This window comes from Eximiradius proteiniborus (assembly GCF_058546985.1).
In genome coordinates this window covers 680,165-697,339 of record NZ_CM178592.1, presented here as the reverse complement: position 1 = coordinate 697,339, position 17,175 = coordinate 680,165, and the positions used below count along the sequence as shown (strand labels likewise).

Annotated in this window: 13 protein-coding genes; 10 read left to right on the top strand and 3 right to left on the bottom strand. The window is 31.0% G+C overall.

Annotated features, from left to right (window positions below; all coding sequences use genetic code 11):
- The first annotated feature begins 8 nt into the window (after positions 1-8).
- The 6 genes from ACY2LT_RS02920 (at position 9) to ACY2LT_RS02895 (ending at position 8,175) form a co-directional block, all read left to right on the top strand.
- Entirely contained in the window at positions 9-239 is a 231-nt protein-coding gene (locus ACY2LT_RS02920; RefSeq protein WP_491816273.1) for a hypothetical protein, read from the top strand.
- A gap of 67 nt (positions 240-306) precedes the next feature.
- Positions 307-810, top strand: coding sequence for a DUF6580 family putative transport protein (locus tag ACY2LT_RS02915; protein ID WP_491816272.1), 504 nt, complete (start codon positions 307-309; stop codon positions 808-810).
- Between the two features lie 206 nt (positions 811-1,016).
- A complete protein-coding gene (locus ACY2LT_RS02910; RefSeq protein WP_491816270.1) occupies positions 1,017-4,139 on the top strand; it encodes a tetratricopeptide repeat protein in 3,123 nt (1,040 codons plus the stop codon).
- Positions 4,140-4,167: 28 nt separating this feature from the next.
- On the top strand, positions 4,168-5,805 hold the full coding sequence (locus ACY2LT_RS02905) for a hypothetical protein (RefSeq protein WP_491816269.1): 1,638 nt from the start codon (positions 4,168-4,170) through the stop codon (positions 5,803-5,805).
- A 2-nt stretch (positions 5,806-5,807) separates the two neighbouring features.
- Positions 5,808-7,373: an SPOR domain-containing protein gene (locus ACY2LT_RS02900; RefSeq protein ID WP_491816268.1), complete on the top strand. Its 1,566-nt coding sequence runs from the start codon at positions 5,808-5,810 to the stop codon at positions 7,371-7,373.
- 1 nt (position 7,374) lies between these two features.
- The gene (locus ACY2LT_RS02895; protein WP_491816266.1) at positions 7,375-8,175 is read left to right on the top strand and encodes an energy transducer TonB; all 801 of its coding nucleotides are present in this window, start codon (positions 7,375-7,377) and stop codon (positions 8,173-8,175) included.
- Positions 8,176-8,180: 5 nt separating this feature from the next.
- On the opposite strand, the gene ACY2LT_RS02890 is transcribed toward ACY2LT_RS02895, so the two are convergent.
- A complete protein-coding gene (locus ACY2LT_RS02890) occupies positions 8,181-10,103 on the bottom strand; it encodes a TonB-dependent receptor (protein WP_491816265.1) in 1,923 nt (640 codons plus the stop codon).
- A gap of 412 nt (positions 10,104-10,515) precedes the next feature.
- Here ACY2LT_RS02890 and ACY2LT_RS02885 point away from each other — a divergent pair, with 412 nt between their 5' ends.
- Genes ACY2LT_RS02885 through ACY2LT_RS02870 form a run of 4 tightly spaced genes read left to right on the top strand, consistent with a single transcriptional unit; the run spans position 10,516 to position 14,942 of the window.
- The gene (locus ACY2LT_RS02885; RefSeq protein ID WP_491816263.1) at positions 10,516-11,385 is read left to right on the top strand and encodes a 4Fe-4S dicluster domain-containing protein; all 870 of its coding nucleotides are present in this window, start codon (positions 10,516-10,518) and stop codon (positions 11,383-11,385) included.
- 9 nt (positions 11,386-11,394) lie between these two features.
- Positions 11,395-12,627, top strand: coding sequence for an NrfD/PsrC family molybdoenzyme membrane anchor subunit (gene nrfD, locus ACY2LT_RS02880; RefSeq protein WP_491816261.1), 1,233 nt, complete (start codon positions 11,395-11,397; stop codon positions 12,625-12,627).
- An 11-nt stretch (positions 12,628-12,638) separates the two neighbouring features.
- The gene (locus ACY2LT_RS02875) at positions 12,639-13,829 is read left to right on the top strand and encodes a cytochrome c3 family protein (protein ID WP_491816260.1); all 1,191 of its coding nucleotides are present in this window, start codon (positions 12,639-12,641) and stop codon (positions 13,827-13,829) included.
- Positions 13,830-13,841: 12 nt separating this feature from the next.
- Positions 13,842-14,942, top strand: a complete 1,101-nt coding sequence (locus ACY2LT_RS02870; protein WP_491816258.1) for a response regulator — start codon at positions 13,842-13,844, stop codon at positions 14,940-14,942.
- A gap of 47 nt (positions 14,943-14,989) precedes the next feature.
- On the opposite strand, the gene ACY2LT_RS02865 is transcribed toward ACY2LT_RS02870, so the two are convergent.
- Entirely contained in the window at positions 14,990-16,768 is a 1,779-nt protein-coding gene (locus ACY2LT_RS02865; RefSeq protein ID WP_491816257.1) for an OmpA family protein, read from the bottom strand.
- A complete protein-coding gene (locus ACY2LT_RS02860) occupies positions 16,755-17,168 on the bottom strand; it encodes a Rieske (2Fe-2S) protein (protein WP_491816256.1) in 414 nt (137 codons plus the stop codon). Before ACY2LT_RS02860 ends, ACY2LT_RS02865 begins: the two co-directional genes overlap by 14 nt.
- Positions 17,169-17,175: the final 7 nt, after the last annotated feature.

Genomic DNA, 17,175 nt, shown 5'->3' with positions numbered 1-17,175 from the left:
AGGTCGTGATGTCGAAGAAAAACATTGACTTGGATCCTCATCAAGAGAAAATGCTTCGGGACTTGATTGTAAAAGAAATGATGAAGAAAATACAATCAAGGGTTGAATCCGAAGATTCTCATGTTCTAAAATCAATAAAAAGTTTGATTAATGAACAGGAAGACAAAAAGCAAAAAATCGAGAAAAAACTGAAAAATATTCTGAAAGAGAAAAAAGAAAACGATACTGATGAAGAATAATAAAAATGCAATATAATCTATATTATGTAAACTAAATTAAATGTAAAATTAATTTTGGTAAGTAAAAATGAATTACATCTTTCCAATCGCATTAATTATATTAGCTGTATTATCGAGATTTGTTTCGATTGCTCCTAATTTCTCGCCAATTATTTCTCTTGCCCTATTTAGTGGTGCGTATTTATCAAACAGAAAATTAGCTTATCTTGTTCCTTTTGCTGCTATGTTAATTAGTGATGCATTCTTAGGCTTTCATTATGATATGTTTGCAGTTTATGGTTCATTTGCTTTAATTATTTATATGGGCTCAAAAATTAATAAAGTAAATGTAAAATCGGTTTTAATAAATTCAATTGCTGGAGCAGTTCTCTTTTTCGTAGTTACAAATTTATCAGTTTGGATTACATCAGGAATGTATAGCTACGATCTAAACGGTTTGCTTACTTGTTATGAAATGGCTATTCCATTTTTCAGAAATACAATATCATCTGCTCTCTTGTATTCAACTGTTATGTTTGGAACTTATGAATTATCAGCAAAATATATGCCCTCACTTTTAGTATCAAAATAATATTTGATTAAATTAATAAAGGGCTGTGTCAATTATTGATACAGCCCTTTTTGTTGATTATTGAACTTGTTGAAATATATCATAATCAATTCTTTTTTTAATGAATATATTTTTATATATTTACAGTGCAGCATAAATTAACATCTCAAAAAAAATGTTATTTAATTTTTTGCTGTTTTTAATAATGATATAACTATTAATTTAATATGAAAAAAATCACATTCTTATTATCCATAGTATTTGTTTGTTATTTGGCGCAATCTCAAATTAATTCTCCATATTATAATTATGGAACTAAGGAGTTTATTGAAGTTGAGAAAATTTATGATATTAGGCTTCTTCGTCAGTCTGAAATTAGGCTAATGCAACTCATTAAGGAATATCCATATACAGCAGCTTACGATAAAGCAATACTTTTACAAGCTGATATTGATTTACATTCAGGCAATCACTCTATTGCAATTGCTCAAATCAATGAATATATTAAAACAAATTCCAATTCCCCACTAATTCCACACTCATACTTAAAAATCGGCTTTATAGAGTTTGAACGAAAAAAATATGCTGATGCTGTCAAAAATTTTGAGTATGCGAAAAATGCTGCAGACTTGAATTTTAAATTAAGAAGTGATAGCGTATATAGATATATTGCACATCAGGCACTCTACTGGAATGGTATTGCATTGGCTAACCAAGGAAAACATTTCGAAGCCTCATCAATTTTTGAAGAATTAGTTAAAAATTATGAATATGGCGAATATACTGATGATGCAATTTATGCTATTGGTTCTATTTATGAAATGAACAATGATTATAAAAAAGCAATTGAATCTTACAGGCTTTTGCAGAATAAGTATCCGTATAGAAATACTATTATTGCATCATATATTAGAGAGGCAAACAATCATTTAATGCTAAGAGACAACCGCTCTGCCCTTTTGGCAATTGAGAGAGCCGAAACAATAAATAGAATTATTTTGGCATCGCAAGAAGATGCCAAAAAATTCGAAAAACAAACAAATATTGATGCTTATCAAGAAAAAATAATATACCTTAGAGCAGAAGCATTCAACTTGTCGAAAAATTATGATGCAGCTATTAGTGCTTATAATCAGCTTATTAAAAGCTACCCCAACTCATATTTGATTAATAACGCTAAATTAGGTGCTGGCTGGGCTTCATTAAATCAATCTAATTATGATAATGCGATAACATATTTTGACGAATTAATCAATAATATTGAGAATAACAATGATATTAATAAATCACTTGCTCAACTATACAGAGCAATTTCATTAAAGGAAAAGGGCGACACATCTAACGCTCGTAAAGAACTATACGCCCTATCTCTCAATTCAAGTTATAGATTTTCAGGAAATGTACTTTTAGAATTAGGACAAATGAATTACGAGGCTGGCAATTTTGTTCAAGCAAGAAAAGATTTAGAACGTGCAAGTAGAGAAGTTCTTGATGGGCGAACAGCAATACGTGTTTCATTACTTCTTGGTGCAACATATCTTGAATTAAAAATATACGACAAGGCGTATAGCGAGTATAGGCAAGCAGAGCAGTTAGCAATGAATAGCGATGAAATTTTTGTCCAAAACAAAAAGCTCTATATCAATGAAGCCAGATTAAAACAAGGAATTGCTTTAGTATTATCACTTAGAAGTTCTGAGGCAATTAAGCCTTTACTTAGCTATATTTCAGAAAACGAGAAATCAAGTAATATCGATGAAGCTTATTTTTGGTTAGCAGAAGCATATTATCGCTCTGATTTACTAAATAATTCAGCACAAATTTATAGAAAAATCATTGATGAATATCCACTTTCAAATAGACGCGAAGAAGCACTATATGGATTAGGTTGGTCCCACTTCCGTTTAAAAAATTTCGAGCAATCTTCAAAAGTATTCGATCAATTAGTAAAGGAATTTCCTAAATCCGATTATGCAGTAGAAGTATTAACCCGACAAGGTGATGGTTATTATCTCAACAAAAATTATTCTAAAGCCGCTGAATCATATCAGAAAGCTTTTAGAATAGCCCCAAATTCAGAAGATGGACAATATTCCGCTTATCAACTTGCACATGCTTATTACAGAATGCAAAAATTTGAGCAAGCTATTACCTCTTTATTAGAATTTGCTAACCGCTATTCCAACTCTCCGTATTCACCTAATGCCTTATATTTAATTGGGTGGATACGTTTTCAACAAAAGAGATACGCAGAAGCTATAGATAATTTTAATTTTATGATAAAAGCATATCCTCAGAGCAATTTAGTTCCAAGAGCCTATTATGCTATTGCAGATTGTTATTATAATTTAGGTAATTATGAAGAAGCAATAAAAGGTTATCAATATATTATTCAAACATTTCCAAGTAATGAACTTGCCGCTGAGGCAATGAGAAGCGTTCAGTTTGCACTTATGGCTATGGGAAGAGAAGATGAAGCTATAAAAATTGCAGATAAATATATAGAATCAAATCCTGAATCACCTTATATTCAAGAGTTTAAATACAAAAGAGCTGAAATGTTCTACACCGGGCGAAGATTTAACGATGCTGTTTCTGAATTTGAAAATTTTATTAATAAATATCCTGATAGTGAAAAAAATGCAGAAGCAATGTTTTTAATGGGCAAAAGCTTTATTAGTATGAATGAATTTAAGAAAGCTTCTGAAACATTTGATAAACTTGCAAAACAATATCCCAATAGCGATTATGCTCCGCTTGGATTATTAGAGTATGGTTTATTGCAAAAGCAAATCAACAACCCTCTTAAAGCAGACACAATTTTTTCTTCTCTTGAAACAAATTACCACACACACGAAACAGCTGCCCAAGCAGGATTTGAACGTGCTTTAATTAGACTGCTTCTGTTAGATACTTTGGGAGCAGTAAATAAACTGAAATCAGTTGCTGATAATTATCCACACACCGAATATGGAGATTTTAGTCGTTATCGTGTTGCTATGTATTATCGAACAAAACTAATGTTCGATTCTGCATTAGTCCATTTCAGAATATTATCAAAGGAAGAAGGAAATCCTTCGTTGGCTTCTGAAGCGCAGTACAGATTGGGTGAAATTTATATGCGAATGAATGATTGTGAAAAAGCAGTAGAAGAATTTAAAATAGTAAAAGAAAACTTTACAGGATATGAAGACTGGTTTTCTCTATCTTTGTTAAGTCTTGGTGAATGCTACGAAAAATTAAATCGCTTAGAGTATGCAAGAGAAATGTATCAGATACTTGAAAATCTTAGACCCGAAGATGACTTTGGTAAAACCGCAAAATCAAGATTACGAAGAATTAAACAATAATTAACAATCAATTTTATCAATTATGAGAATGAAAAAGCATATTATTATATTATGTATATTGATTAGCCTGAATTATCACTCATTCGCTCAGACTAATCCTCCACAGGAAACACCAAAACCTCTGGAATTGCCGAATTTTATTATTGAAGGCGTTGAACAAGTAAATGTCAAATCCGGTATCAAGCAATTGCCTACAAGAATTAATAAACTCACAAAAGAAGAACTTGATTCAATCAATTCATATGAAAAACACTCTTCACTTCTGCTGGCACCCGATACTTTACCAACAAAAAGTATATCAAAAATTTTTCCAAAAATAAATGTTAGAAGTAGCATTGGAATGTTTTTTACACCTGAAATCACATTAGGTGCTCGTCAAAAAGTTGAAGGTTACGATTTATATGGTTATCTAAATTATGAAAGTAGTTCAGGTGAATATAAACGTTCTGAATATAATAAATTTTCTGTTAATTTGTTTTCCGACTACATCGCTCCTGATAAATTTTGGATTTTCGGAGGAAGTAGAACACGTTCTTCTGTTTTCTTCAATTCAAAAAATTATAACCTTTATGCTAATCAATTTTCACTAAATAATGATGGCTACTTTGACAGAAATGCAAGTAGTTATGGAATAAACCTTGAAACAAATGGTGCTTATGAAGGTGTATTATTTAATACGGGTTTTAATATTAATTCTTTGCAATTGTCTGCAAATAGCAAATCTATTAGTTATCATCCAACACGAAACGCAGTTGATAATGAAATAAAAGGGTTTCTTAATATAAAAAATTATTGGAATGACTACTTAATCAATGGGAATATTCTTGTTGATTTTCATTCACTTAGAAAAAATTCTATTAATTTTATTGAAGTTGCTGGTGGTTTTTCGTATTTTTCCGATGAATTAAGTATAGCTGGAAATGTTGGTTTGCAGAGCGCTACAAATTCAAACGAAACATCTCGTGGTGGTTTGCTCTTAGAAGCCCAAATTGAATATCGAATAAACGAGCTATTTACTGTAAAAAGTTCTTTTATAAGCGGATTAGAAAATAATTCTTTTAGTGAAATGTTCTATAAAAACCCGTATTTAGATTTTTCTGCTAATTTAGATTATTCATACAATATTGCCTTGATTAATGGTTCAATTACCTATCACCCAACAGAAAATATATTTGCTTCTGCAAATATTAGTTGGAGAATCACTGATAGGCTTTGCTTTTTTGATGAGATAAATAATAACACTTTCAATTTAGCATACGATCAGGGAACAATTCTCGAAATTTCACCTGAATTATTATGGTATATTACCAAAAGTGATAAAATTGCATTCAATACTATTCTATCTTTAAGTAAATTAAATAATTCCGATGGTCCTATTCCCTATCATCCATTCTTTAAATCTAATATATCATATCGAAAAGTTTTCTTTGAAAAATTAGGTTTTGATATTTCTTTAAGCTACATTAGTGAAAACGACATATCAAATAAAAACGATAAAAAATTAGAGAGCTATTTAGATTTTTCATTTAGTACCGATTATATCATTAATAATAATTTTGTATTTTTTGCAAATTTTAATAACTTGTTAGGTTCCAATATTTATTATTGGAATGGATATAAAGAAAGAGGGTTATTTGCCAAAATTGGAATAATCTGGCAATATTAATAATGAAACAAATTTTTTCTGAAATAATGCGACCCGAGGAAAACACCGGATTCACACCAGGTGAACCCGATGATGATACATTTCTTCTCGAAACTCAACAAAACTATCCAGGTACAATACCAACTTTTGCCGATGAAAATGAGAGCTCAGGTACTACATTATTAACACAAGAAGAAAACGTGCAAGTAATTGAAGAAATCCCCGAACCTCCCTCTGAAGGCTCTGTTTGGGACATATTCGAGCAAGAACAAGCCTCTTCTCAAATTGCACCCGAAAATATTGAAAATGCTGATATTGAAGCTACTGTTTCAACTACTCCACAAGAAAATCAAAACCAGATACAAGAAATAGAAGAAAAGGCAACTGAAAACGAGTATCTTTTTGCAGATGATATTGAAATTGCTAATGAAAAGTTAGAAGAATCTGAACAATTAGCAGATTCAATAGCACAAGTTGAAACGGAAACTGAAATTCCTGAAAATATTGCTTCTTTAGAACTTGACAGTTCATTTATCGAAGAATTAGAGAAAGAAATAGAAAAAAATAAAGCAAAAAAAGAATCAGTAGAGATATTAGAAGAAGAAACCCCTGATAATACATCTGATCAGTCTTTTGATAGTGAGGAAGAAAATCCATCTCTATTTGTTGTTTTATCTGATATTGATACAGAAAACACTTCTAATATTCCAGATGATGAAAAACCAGCAACTGGTGAATTAATTGAGGTATTTGAAGAAACAAACAAAGAACAATTTTCTGAAAAAATAAATAATACAGACAAAAAGAAGTCAAAAGTGAATAATTTAGAAGATTCCAAAGATTCAGTAAGTTCAGTAGATAAAGAAAAGCAGACCAAATTCGCTTCCTTAATAAAATATCCTGCTATTTTTTTATTATTTGCGATTTCGGGAATTGCTTTGTATTATATTTGGGACAATTTTGGATATGATAAAATAAATCCTATAAGTTCCAAATTGTTTGGTAATAAATCTGATAAAGAAATAGTTCAACACACTAAAGATACAAAATCAATAGATGCTACTCATTCTGCTGAAGAAAATCAAGTAAAAGAACAAGCAAAACCTGATACTCAAGAACCAATTAAAAATGATCAAACAGATAAAACAGAGATAAGCAAACAAATTACAACAGAAGAACCTAAGGTAATTCAAAAGCAAGAAATAAAGGAAAAATCGAAACCCGAGGTAGCTACAAACATCCGATCAGATGAGATTAAGCCAGAACCAAAGAAGAAAACTGTTGAAAATGAACCGAAAAAAAATGTAACTAATGTCAGTGATAATTCGTTAAAATCAAGTACAAAAAAAGTAGCGAAGGAAGAAATTTATACAATTCAAATTTATGCAACACCTTCGCTTGAAGATGCGGAGAATTGGCTAAAAGAAATAAAAATGAGATATAACATTGATGCATATATTTCTCCACAAATTATTCGCGATAGACAATGGTATCGCATTCGCTATGGTTATTTTAGCAGTATGGAGGAAGCAACCGCTACTGCAATGAAATTGGGTTTTTCACAATCTTGGATTGATAGGATTAAATAATATGGGGGGAAAAGATAATTATCTATACAATCCATCTTATAAAGATGAGAATTATTCATTTCAGTTTAAGATACCCTGGCATGCAAATACTGCAAAAGGTTTGGCTGTTGCCATCCCTACTACATTTATTTTGTTATTATTACTTAACCTTGTCAGAGATCCTCAACCGGAAGCTAGACAGTTAGTATCCAACACTGTTCCGCTTGAACTATTGAGTTTCGGATATGGAGACGGAACAGGAATGAGCAAGGGGAATTTATCAAGAGAAGGTATAGCACACAAAGGTAGTTTGCCACAAAGTGAATTGCATGACGCAGAAATTGCCACGAAAACTCAAATATCGAAAACATCAGCTTCTACTGATATTACTGAATCATCAAATATTGTTGCAAGGCGTGAAATTAGTTCGAGCGAAAAACAAACTCCTTCGGACATTGGAACGAGTGCACGTAATGTTGGTTCACCTGACGGAGAAGATTGGGGTACAGGACTTGGCACTCGTGGCAGTGGACCGGGAAAAGGCGAAGGTTTTGGTGATATAGAATGGGGCGGTGGAGGAAATAGAGTTGTATTAGTTAAGAAAATTCCTACTTTCCCACCAGGTGTAAATACATCAGCACAAATTAAAATTCGTTTTACAGTAAGACCTGATGGAACAGTTGGCTCAATAGTACCTCTTCAAAAAGCAGACCCAAGACTTGAACGGGCAGCAATTGAAGCATTGCGGCAATGGAGATTTAACCCAATTAAAGAAGATATTGAGATGGTAGGAGTAATTCCATTTACATTCAGACTAAGGTAATGGAATTATAGAGTGAATTGCAAACCACCTCTCGCCCATCTTCCAGGCTGAGTTACATTAGCAATATCCTGATACTTTTTATCAAAAATATTATCGATATCCATAAAGAAAGTGTATCGAGAGATTGTATATGATATTTTAATACTTGTTAGGAATATATCTTTATATTTCATTTCTTTATTATTTTCATAACTATAATAAGTACCATTACGTTTTTGATAATTAGAATTTATATTCAAGGTAAATCCATATCCAATATTGAAAAGAGCATTTACAGTGAATTTATGTTTTAAATAGTCGAGAGCATAAAGTGATTGATAATTCTGTGAGCTTTTGGTTGAAGTAATGAAAGTGTATGAAAGACTAAGCATTTTAAACCAGTTTATGTTATTGTATAATGATTTAGGTAATAAATTAGCTGAAAATTGTAGCCCAATTGTATTAAGTTGAGTAAGATTTCTTGTTTCCCACAAGGTTGAGTCAGGATGTTTGATCCAGTCAATTAAATCATTCCCAAAATTTCTGAAAATCGAAAAGCTTGAACTCATAAAATCATTGTTGTATTTAATACCTGTTTCAAGAGAAGTAGAATACTCTGGCTTCAAATTGGGGTTACCTTTGTTAGTAGGTCCTTTATAATATAAATCTGTAAAGCTTGGAAGCCTTCCAGATTGATTAATACTACCAAAAAGACTTGAATATTCACTTAATTGATAACATAAATCAAGACCACCGAAGAAATCAGACTTAAATTGTGAATTCCAATTATACATACTACCGAACGAAATAGATATATTCCCATATTTAATAAACTGCTCAAAAAACACACTAATATTTTGTCTATTATCCGAATAATAAAAATATTTATCTTTTTCGCCTGATATTTTTTGGGGATTAGATAATTTTTTCCCCAGAACATTACTTAATATGCTTTCATTTCTGAATTCTAAACCAAATGATGAAATTCCAAAGTCTGATGCATGACTAACTTTCATTTGACTACCATATGAAGAATTTTTATGGTAATTATGACCGCTATACCATTCAGGAGCGTTTTTCATAGAACGGAAAAGCTCAAACCTATCAAATAGAGATTTGTAATGAGACTGGACGAAAAAAATAACATTATCGATTTTTTTAGTAAATGAAATATTTACAAATGAAGAAGTAATAGATTCAAATTGGTTAGGATATTTAGCAGTATAAAAGCTATTTGCGCCAAAATTTCTTTTACCCGCACCGTATTGTAATGCAAAATCACCAACTTTGGAACGATATGTATTAGAACCAAAAAAATTCAAGATATCTGTATCAGTATTTTGAATGTATCCATCGGATTTTTGACGATAAATAGAATAAAAAGAATTTATTTCATCAAATAAATTGAAATTTGTAGATATGTTAAAATCATAATACCCATATTGCCCACCCGAAGTAGCAAAATTGATTTGTTGATTGTCCGAAGCATTTTTTGTAATAATATTAACAGCACCTGAAAAAGCATTAGTTCCAAGCACTCTGCTTCCGGAACCTTCTAAAACTTCTATTTTTTCAATATCATAAATTGAAATTGGCAAATTACCATTATGATGTCCTGTTTGAGCAGAATTAAACGGAATCCCATTAATCAATATCAGAGTTTGTTCAAAAGAACCGCCACGAACAGAAAAATCGGCCTGAGCTTGTGGACCTCCTCTTCTTCTAACATCAACATTAGAAATATACTTAAGTAAATCTTCTATGTTCTTTGCATTCGAAGCTTGAATTTGTTCAAAATCTATTACGGTTACAATTCGAGCAGTTTCAGAATAAAGAACTGGCTGACTATTTGCTGTAACTACTACTGGATTAGTGATAGTTTCCTTTATTAATTCTGCTCTTGAGAAAAATACATTAAATACGATTAAAAATAAAACGGTTTTTTTCATAATGAATAATCAACATAATATTATACATAGTATTCAAAATTAATAAAAATCATCTTGTAAAATGGTATGTGAACAGTTCAATTTTAGAGAAAATCAATTCAAATGAGAAACATTAAAATATATTCATTTTAAATTTATATCTCATTAGTGAAATAAATTTTACGTGGAATATGCATTGCTATATTCTAATTCATATTAAATATAAAGAAATTTTAGTTCGACTAAAAAATAAACATAGATAAATCTAATATTTTCAAGTAAATAATTAGATTTTTTTTATTTTTCTTTTGCATTTTGTTAGCAATATTAATATTTTAATGAAAGAGTGTTTAGTATTTAATCTTAATTTACAAATGAAATATTATTAATAATTTTATTAAATGTTATGGACAAAATTAACAGAAGAAATTTTTTGAAAAAGGCGGCTGCAATTGCTTCAGTTACTGCTATCAGCACTCAGGGCACTAATGCAACTCCTACAAACATTCTTTCAGATGAAAGGATGGGTGTGCTTGTTGATACAACAGTATGTATCGGATGCCGTCATTGTGAGTGGGCTTGCAAAGAAGCCCATAATATTCCAGCTGGTCAGTTAGATGAATATCATGACCGTAGTGTTTTTAAAAACTTTAGACGTCCTAATGAAAAAGCTCTAACTGTTGTTAATGAATTTGAAAATCCCAAAAACAAGCTGTCTCCAATTTACGTAAAAGCACAATGTAATCATTGCGACCATCCAGCTTGTGTTTCAGCCTGTATTGTCGGAGCATTTAGTAAATTCGAAAACGGAAGTGTCGTTTGGGATGGAGACAAATGTATTGGCTGTCGCTATTGTATGGTGGCTTGCCCATTTCAAGTTCCGACTTTTGAATATGAAAAAGCAATCGAGCCACGAATAATGAAATGTGATTTCTGTATTGAAAGAACTAAAAAAGGTATGATTCCGGCTTGTGTTGAGATATGCCCAATGGAAGTTATGACATATGGTCCACGTAACGAAATTATCCAACTTGCTAAAGAGAGAATCTCTCTATATCCCAATAGATATGAAAACTATATCTATGGGGAGAAAGAAGTTGGCGGAACATCGTGGGTTTATATTGGTAATAAAAAAATGTGGGAACTCGGAATGCCTAAACTTAAACTCGCACCTGCCCCTGGTGTTTCAGAAAGCATACAGCACGGCATTTTTGCATACTTTGTTCCACCAATAGCACTTTATTCACTGCTTGGTGGAATTATGTGGCTTACAAAAAAACGTTCAGATTTAGAAGAAGAATAGGAGGATTATATGGAAGGATTGATACCAAAACCTTTAAAAATAAAATATTTCACTCCGGGAGTGATTGTTTTGTGTTTGCTTGCATTAAACGGTTTAATATTTCTTGCAATGAGGTTTATTTTTGGAATAGGTTCAGTTACAAATCTTAATCAGCAATATCCTTGGGGTATTTGGATTGCTATTGACGTTGCAACAGGAGTTGCATTAGCAGCAGGTGGTTTTACTACTGCTGCTTTGAGCCATGTCATGAACCGTGAATATTATCATGTTGTTGTTCGACCTGCTCTTCTTACCGCAATGCTTGGATATACTTTTGTTGCTTTGGGTGTATTTATTGACATTGGACGTTGGTATTACATTTGGCATCCATTAATTATGTGGAATCCCAATTCTGCACTATTTGAAGTTGGCATCTGTGTAATGATATATTTAACTGTGCTTTATATTGAGTTCCTTCCTATTGTTACGGAACGTTTCATAGGTAAAGTTAATCTGCCAGGTCTTTTTTCCATTTTTAATAAATTATTAGACAAAATATTAAGGTTTCTCGATAGAACATTATCAAAAGTAATGTTTATTTTCTTTATAGCAGGGGTTGTGCTATCTACTTTACACCAGTCTTCATTAGGTACACTAATGATAATTGCAGGAAGTAAAATGCATCCTTTATGGCAGACACCAATATTGCCATTATTGTTTCTGTTGTCTGCAATATCTGTTGGATTTCCAATGGTAATTTTTGAGTCTTTAATTGCCTCAAGATCATTTAAATTAGAACCTGAAATGCCTGTGTTAAGAAGGCTTGGCTCTTTAGTTCCTCTTTTACTGTTTATTTATTTATCTTTCAAAATTGGAGATATGGTGATAAGAGGAACATACATATATTTAGCCGAGATTAATATCCACAGTGTAATGTTTATGATTGAAATTATTCTGGGAGTGGTTATTCCACTAAGGATGTTTATGTCCAAAGCAGTATTAAACTCACCTTTGTGGTTATTTATTGCATCAACGTTAGTTGTTTTCGGAGTATTTGTTAATAGATTGAATAATTTCGTTGTTGCCTATCATCCACCCTACTCACAGTCTCCATATTTCCCGTCTTTTGGTGAAATTTCTGTTACTGTTGGATTAATTGCACTCTTAGTACTACTATATAGAGCATTTGTAATGATATTTCCAATTATTAGTGTGCCTGAAACTGATCATAGACCAGAAACACTTTCTAATCCAATTCATTGAGGAGAGATAAGATGAAAAATAAGATTCTAATATTTGTTGTTGTTTTTATTGCTATTAGTAGTTTTATTATTGGACAAAATCAAACTCCGAAAGCTAAACCAGAAAATAAATCAAAAGATATAGTTATTAAGCCAAATGATGGACATCAACGACTACCAATTGAATGTAAAAAATGTCATAGTTGCGATTTTCCAACAAAGAAAAATCCATGCTTGATTGCTTGTCCAAGAAATGAATTAATAACTATTGATCACAAACCTGAGGAAGGTCCACAATATGTTATTCTAAATAATAATGGCAAACGATATGGAAAAGTTGTTTTCTCTCATCTTATTCATGCTCAGATGGCAGATATTTCTATTGGATGCGATGGATGTCATCATTATAATATTGCTGGACCAATCGAAAAATGTGAAAATTGCCACCAACAAGAAAGGAAACGTAAAGATATTTCTCGCCCTGATTTAACTGCTTCGTTTCATCGTCAGTGCTATAGCTGTCATAGAGATTGGAGTCATTCAAATGATTGTTCCTATTGCCATTTGCCAATTTCAAAAGAAACAAAAGAAAATGTCGAGAAAAAAGTTAGTAAATTAATTGGGAAAAATCATCCTGAATATGCTTCTCAGCCTAAAATTATTTACGAAACTAATAGTGCAAATGGACGTTTAGTTACATTTAATCACGATGAACACGTAAAGCTTTTTGGACTTACTTGTAAAACTTGTCATATGAATGACAGATGTACAAAATGCCACGATGTTGATAGAACTTACGACAAACCAAGAAAGCACAATTTAAAAGGACAGCCATTTGAAGTTGTTCATCAAAATTGTATCTCTTGCCATAAAGATAATTCTTGTAACAAATGTCATATGAATGAGGTTAAGGATAAATTCGACCACAAACAAACTGGTTTCGACTTAGGTAAACATCATAGTAAATTAGCTTGCGAAAAGTGTCATACTAAAATGAACCCTCCGAATAAGCTTAATCCAAATTGTACCTCATGTCATTCAGACTTTGTATCTGGGAAATTCAACCATAGGCGCACAGGTCTGATTTTAGATGAAATTCATAAAGAATTAGACTGCGAAAGTTGTCATCCGTCAAGAAATTTTGCACAGAAAACTGTATGTAACGATTGCCATGATAATTTTTCTTATCCAAAACAAAAACCAGGTAGATTAGTTACTAAATAAGAGGAAACAGTTATGATATATACAATTTCAGTAATAATATTAGTAATAATTATCGAAGTTCTTATAAGAACTGTTGTTAAGAAAGCCTCTGAAAAGAAGCTTAAAGAACATCGTCAAAAAGCATTGAAAGAGAGTTTGTCAAAAGATTATTCAAAAATTTCGAGTTCACTCAAAAGAGTGGAACTACAAAATCCATTAGCACGAATATTAATTGTTGAAAAAGACGAAGAATTATTGGACAAACTACGTAGCTTGCTAGTACTAGATGGTTATTCAGTAGATTCTGTTACAAGCGGAATGGAGGCATATCAGCTTTGCTTGTTAAATCATTATGATTTTGTTTTTACTGGGGAAAAAACAAAAGATATCTCTGGCGAAGAACTCACAAACAGAATGAAACAGAAGCGACCCGATATTGATGTTATTATAATAACGGAAAGCGTTAGCTCTACAACACCTTATGATTTAATTAAAGAAGGTGCTATTGACTTTATTCAAAAACCTTATGTCGACAATCGTTTAAATGACTTTGTAAGAAAGCATCTTTCGAAAAGACGTGAAAAAATTAAGTCAGAGCTTGAAAAGTCAATAAAGACGACTACATTGACTGAAAATATCCCAGCAGGTTATTTTCTATTGAAAAATCATATTTGGGGATATATTGAAGAAAATGGATTTATTCGTTTTGGTTTAGATACTTTTGCAATGAAGTTGTTGGGGATAATTGATACTATTGACTTTGCAAATTTAAATATAATTTTGTCTAAGGAAAACCCTTTATTTGTTGTAAAGAAAAATACGCTTGATATTTATTTTAAGTTGAATTTAGACGGTTTAAAGGTTGTTGGAGCAAATGTTAAAATCAGAGAGAACTTTGAAGATTTGTACCAAAAACCATACAAAAATTGGATATGTAAAATTGAAACGCAAAATATTAAGGAAATAGTTTCATTAGCTATGTTTGGAAAAGAAGCTGATGATTATATTAATACCGAAAACGAAAAGCTCGAAGCAGAATTATCTGCATATTCTATTAACTATGATAAATCAATTATTGAACAAATTGATAATGAAACAATCCAGAAATTAGTTCATTCTTTTTTTGAAAAGTAGTTATTATTAATGAGATTTCCCGTTTGAGCAATCAGATGGGAAATCTATTATCTGACTTGAAAATTGCTTTTATATTTTTTACTCAATATTTTTTTTACTTTTTCTGCTTCTTCGGCTGTTGCATAACCCCAGAGTTTAACTTTATAGTAGGGCTTATTATTTTTTAAGGATCTTTCATAATAAGATTTATATCCTCTTTCTTTCCAAAAATCTACTTTATTTTGGGCAATTTCCTCTGATGGGTAAATATTTTCAATAATTTCATATGGTAAATCATCAGGTGTAATCCATCTAATTTCAACTCTTCTATTATATAATTTTTGCCAGTCTTTAGATGGTAAATAATATATTGGTTTGCTACTTCCTTCAGAAACAACGCGAATTTGAGATGCACTAACGCCTAACGCTATTAATTTATCTGCAACAATTTGTGCTCTGTATTGAGCAAGATTTTTTGTATCGGATTCTTTACCTTCAAATTCTGCATATCCAATTATTTCTAAAGTATAATTTGGATTATTGATTGCAATTTCTGCTAATATGTCTAAATTATTAGTGTAACTCTCTAAAAGTTCAGCACTTCTATAATCAAACAATGCTAAAATCTGGTTATCGGAATATTGATCTTCTGGCTCTGCATAAACAGAAAAAGCATCCTGAACATTATTATTATCTTCTGTTTTCACAAAAAATTTAGCATTTGAATTAATATCATAAGAAAAGTTTGCACTGTAATGATAAGACTGTGAATATAATATTTCTTTAATGGCAGAAATCACTTCGTCCCGATTACCTTTTTCGGTAAAATACAATCTGCCACCAGTAAATTGAGATAGATATAAAAATGAATGAGTACTTGCCTCATCACCAGGAATAATATTATAAATTTTACATCGTTTTTCTCTTGCTAATGATGCAACATCCTTTGCATCAACTACTAAGGAAGAATTATCTCCTGAAAACAATAAGTTAATAATAAGCACATTTTCATTTTCAGAATTAAAAATATTTGCCAGATAATGATATAAAGTAAAGTATAAGTTATTTAATCCTTTTTCATTTGGTATCAAGTTATCATCGTAATTATCACTTGGAAACTTTAATTCTGTTAAATTTTTATGATTATAAATTACTACTGTAACTTCATAATCTTGTAATTGATTTAATAAATTAGAAATACCAGTAAAGTAATAATCTAAATTATCAGAGGGAAACGAATTATCTATAAAAAAATAGAGTTTATTAACATCATTTTGATTATTTTCTACTTGATAAATACTATCAACATCAACATTTTGACTTTCAGTTGATACAGAGAGTTTTCTTGTGTCATAATTGGAAATAAAGTTTCCAAATTCGTCAAGAATAATAAAATCGACATTAATTTTTTTATTCTCAACTTTGAAAGAAGTAACTTTAAGTTGTTTAGCTGAATTCAAGCCATCCAAATCAATTCCCGAGAAGTAATTTGAAGAATTGAACGATTTGGACGTTTCAGAAAGATTATCAAATAAACCAGTTTTTATCCTATCTTTTATAATTATATCCCATACTTTTGATAATGTATCGAAGTAATTAATAGCTGTAATATTAAGTTTTTTATTTTCTTTAGCAACAATACTATAACATTCATTTGGGGCAAAATGATTTTGCACGCCTTCAACAACAACATAATCAGCTTTATCAAATTTCCAACAAATATTGATAGTATCGCCTTCTCTGGCAATCGATTTTCCTTCAAACTGTCTTTCGATAATTTTGTAAGAACAAGAATTAATTAATAACAAAGCAAACGATAATATGAATAATAAATTACTCTTTTTCATTGTGAATTCTCCATTTAGGTGGTTGATACAAGGGTTTTTCTACCCAAACCAATCCGTCTTCTTCAAAAATTTTATAAACATCAAGTTGTCTGATACCTTGTTTCTGATTGACATTCCTGCCTGTAAGTAGAGAATAAGTCCAGAAGTGTAAAGGACAAGTAACTGTTAAATCATCATTAATAATACCTTCAAAAAGTTTATCTTGATGTCTATGTGGGCAAATATTATTTATACAGAAAAGGCTTCCATTAATTCTGAAAATTGCAATCTGAAAATCTAAATCATCATAAAAGATAAATCTGTATCCTTTCTTTTCAACTATTTCATTACTTTTGGCAACATTAACAAACACCTTGCCATCAAGTATTTTCTGAGGATATGTATTATCATTTTCAATCATAATAAGA

Excerpts from the sequence above, each read along its gene's own strand:
- nrfD (WP_491816261.1), top strand. The coding sequence starts at position 11,395 with ATGGAAGGATTGATACCAAAACCTTTAAAAATAAAATATTTCACTCCG.
- ACY2LT_RS02900 (WP_491816268.1), top strand. The coding sequence starts at position 5,808 with ATGAAACAAATTTTTTCTGAAATAATGCGACCCGAGGAAAACACCGGA.
- ACY2LT_RS02910 (WP_491816270.1), top strand. The coding sequence starts at position 1,017 with ATGAAAAAAATCACATTCTTATTATCCATAGTATTTGTTTGTTATTTG.
- ACY2LT_RS02895 (WP_491816266.1), top strand. The coding sequence starts at position 7,375 with ATGGGGGGAAAAGATAATTATCTATACAATCCATCTTATAAAGATGAG.
- ACY2LT_RS02870 (WP_491816258.1), top strand. The coding sequence starts at position 13,842 with ATGATATATACAATTTCAGTAATAATATTAGTAATAATTATCGAAGTT.
- ACY2LT_RS02890 (WP_491816265.1), bottom strand. The coding sequence starts at position 10,103 with ATGAAAAAAACCGTTTTATTTTTAATCGTATTTAATGTATTTTTCTCA.
- ACY2LT_RS02875 (WP_491816260.1), top strand. The coding sequence starts at position 12,639 with ATGAAAAATAAGATTCTAATATTTGTTGTTGTTTTTATTGCTATTAGT.
- ACY2LT_RS02860 (WP_491816256.1), bottom strand. The coding sequence starts at position 17,168 with ATGATTGAAAATGATAATACATATCCTCAGAAAATACTTGATGGCAAG.
- ACY2LT_RS02920 (WP_491816273.1), top strand. The coding sequence starts at position 9 with ATGTCGAAGAAAAACATTGACTTGGATCCTCATCAAGAGAAAATGCTT.
- ACY2LT_RS02865 (WP_491816257.1), bottom strand. The coding sequence starts at position 16,768 with ATGAAAAAGAGTAATTTATTATTCATATTATCGTTTGCTTTGTTATTA.
- ACY2LT_RS02915 (WP_491816272.1), top strand. The coding sequence starts at position 307 with ATGAATTACATCTTTCCAATCGCATTAATTATATTAGCTGTATTATCG.
- ACY2LT_RS02905 (WP_491816269.1), top strand. The coding sequence starts at position 4,168 with ATGAAAAAGCATATTATTATATTATGTATATTGATTAGCCTGAATTAT.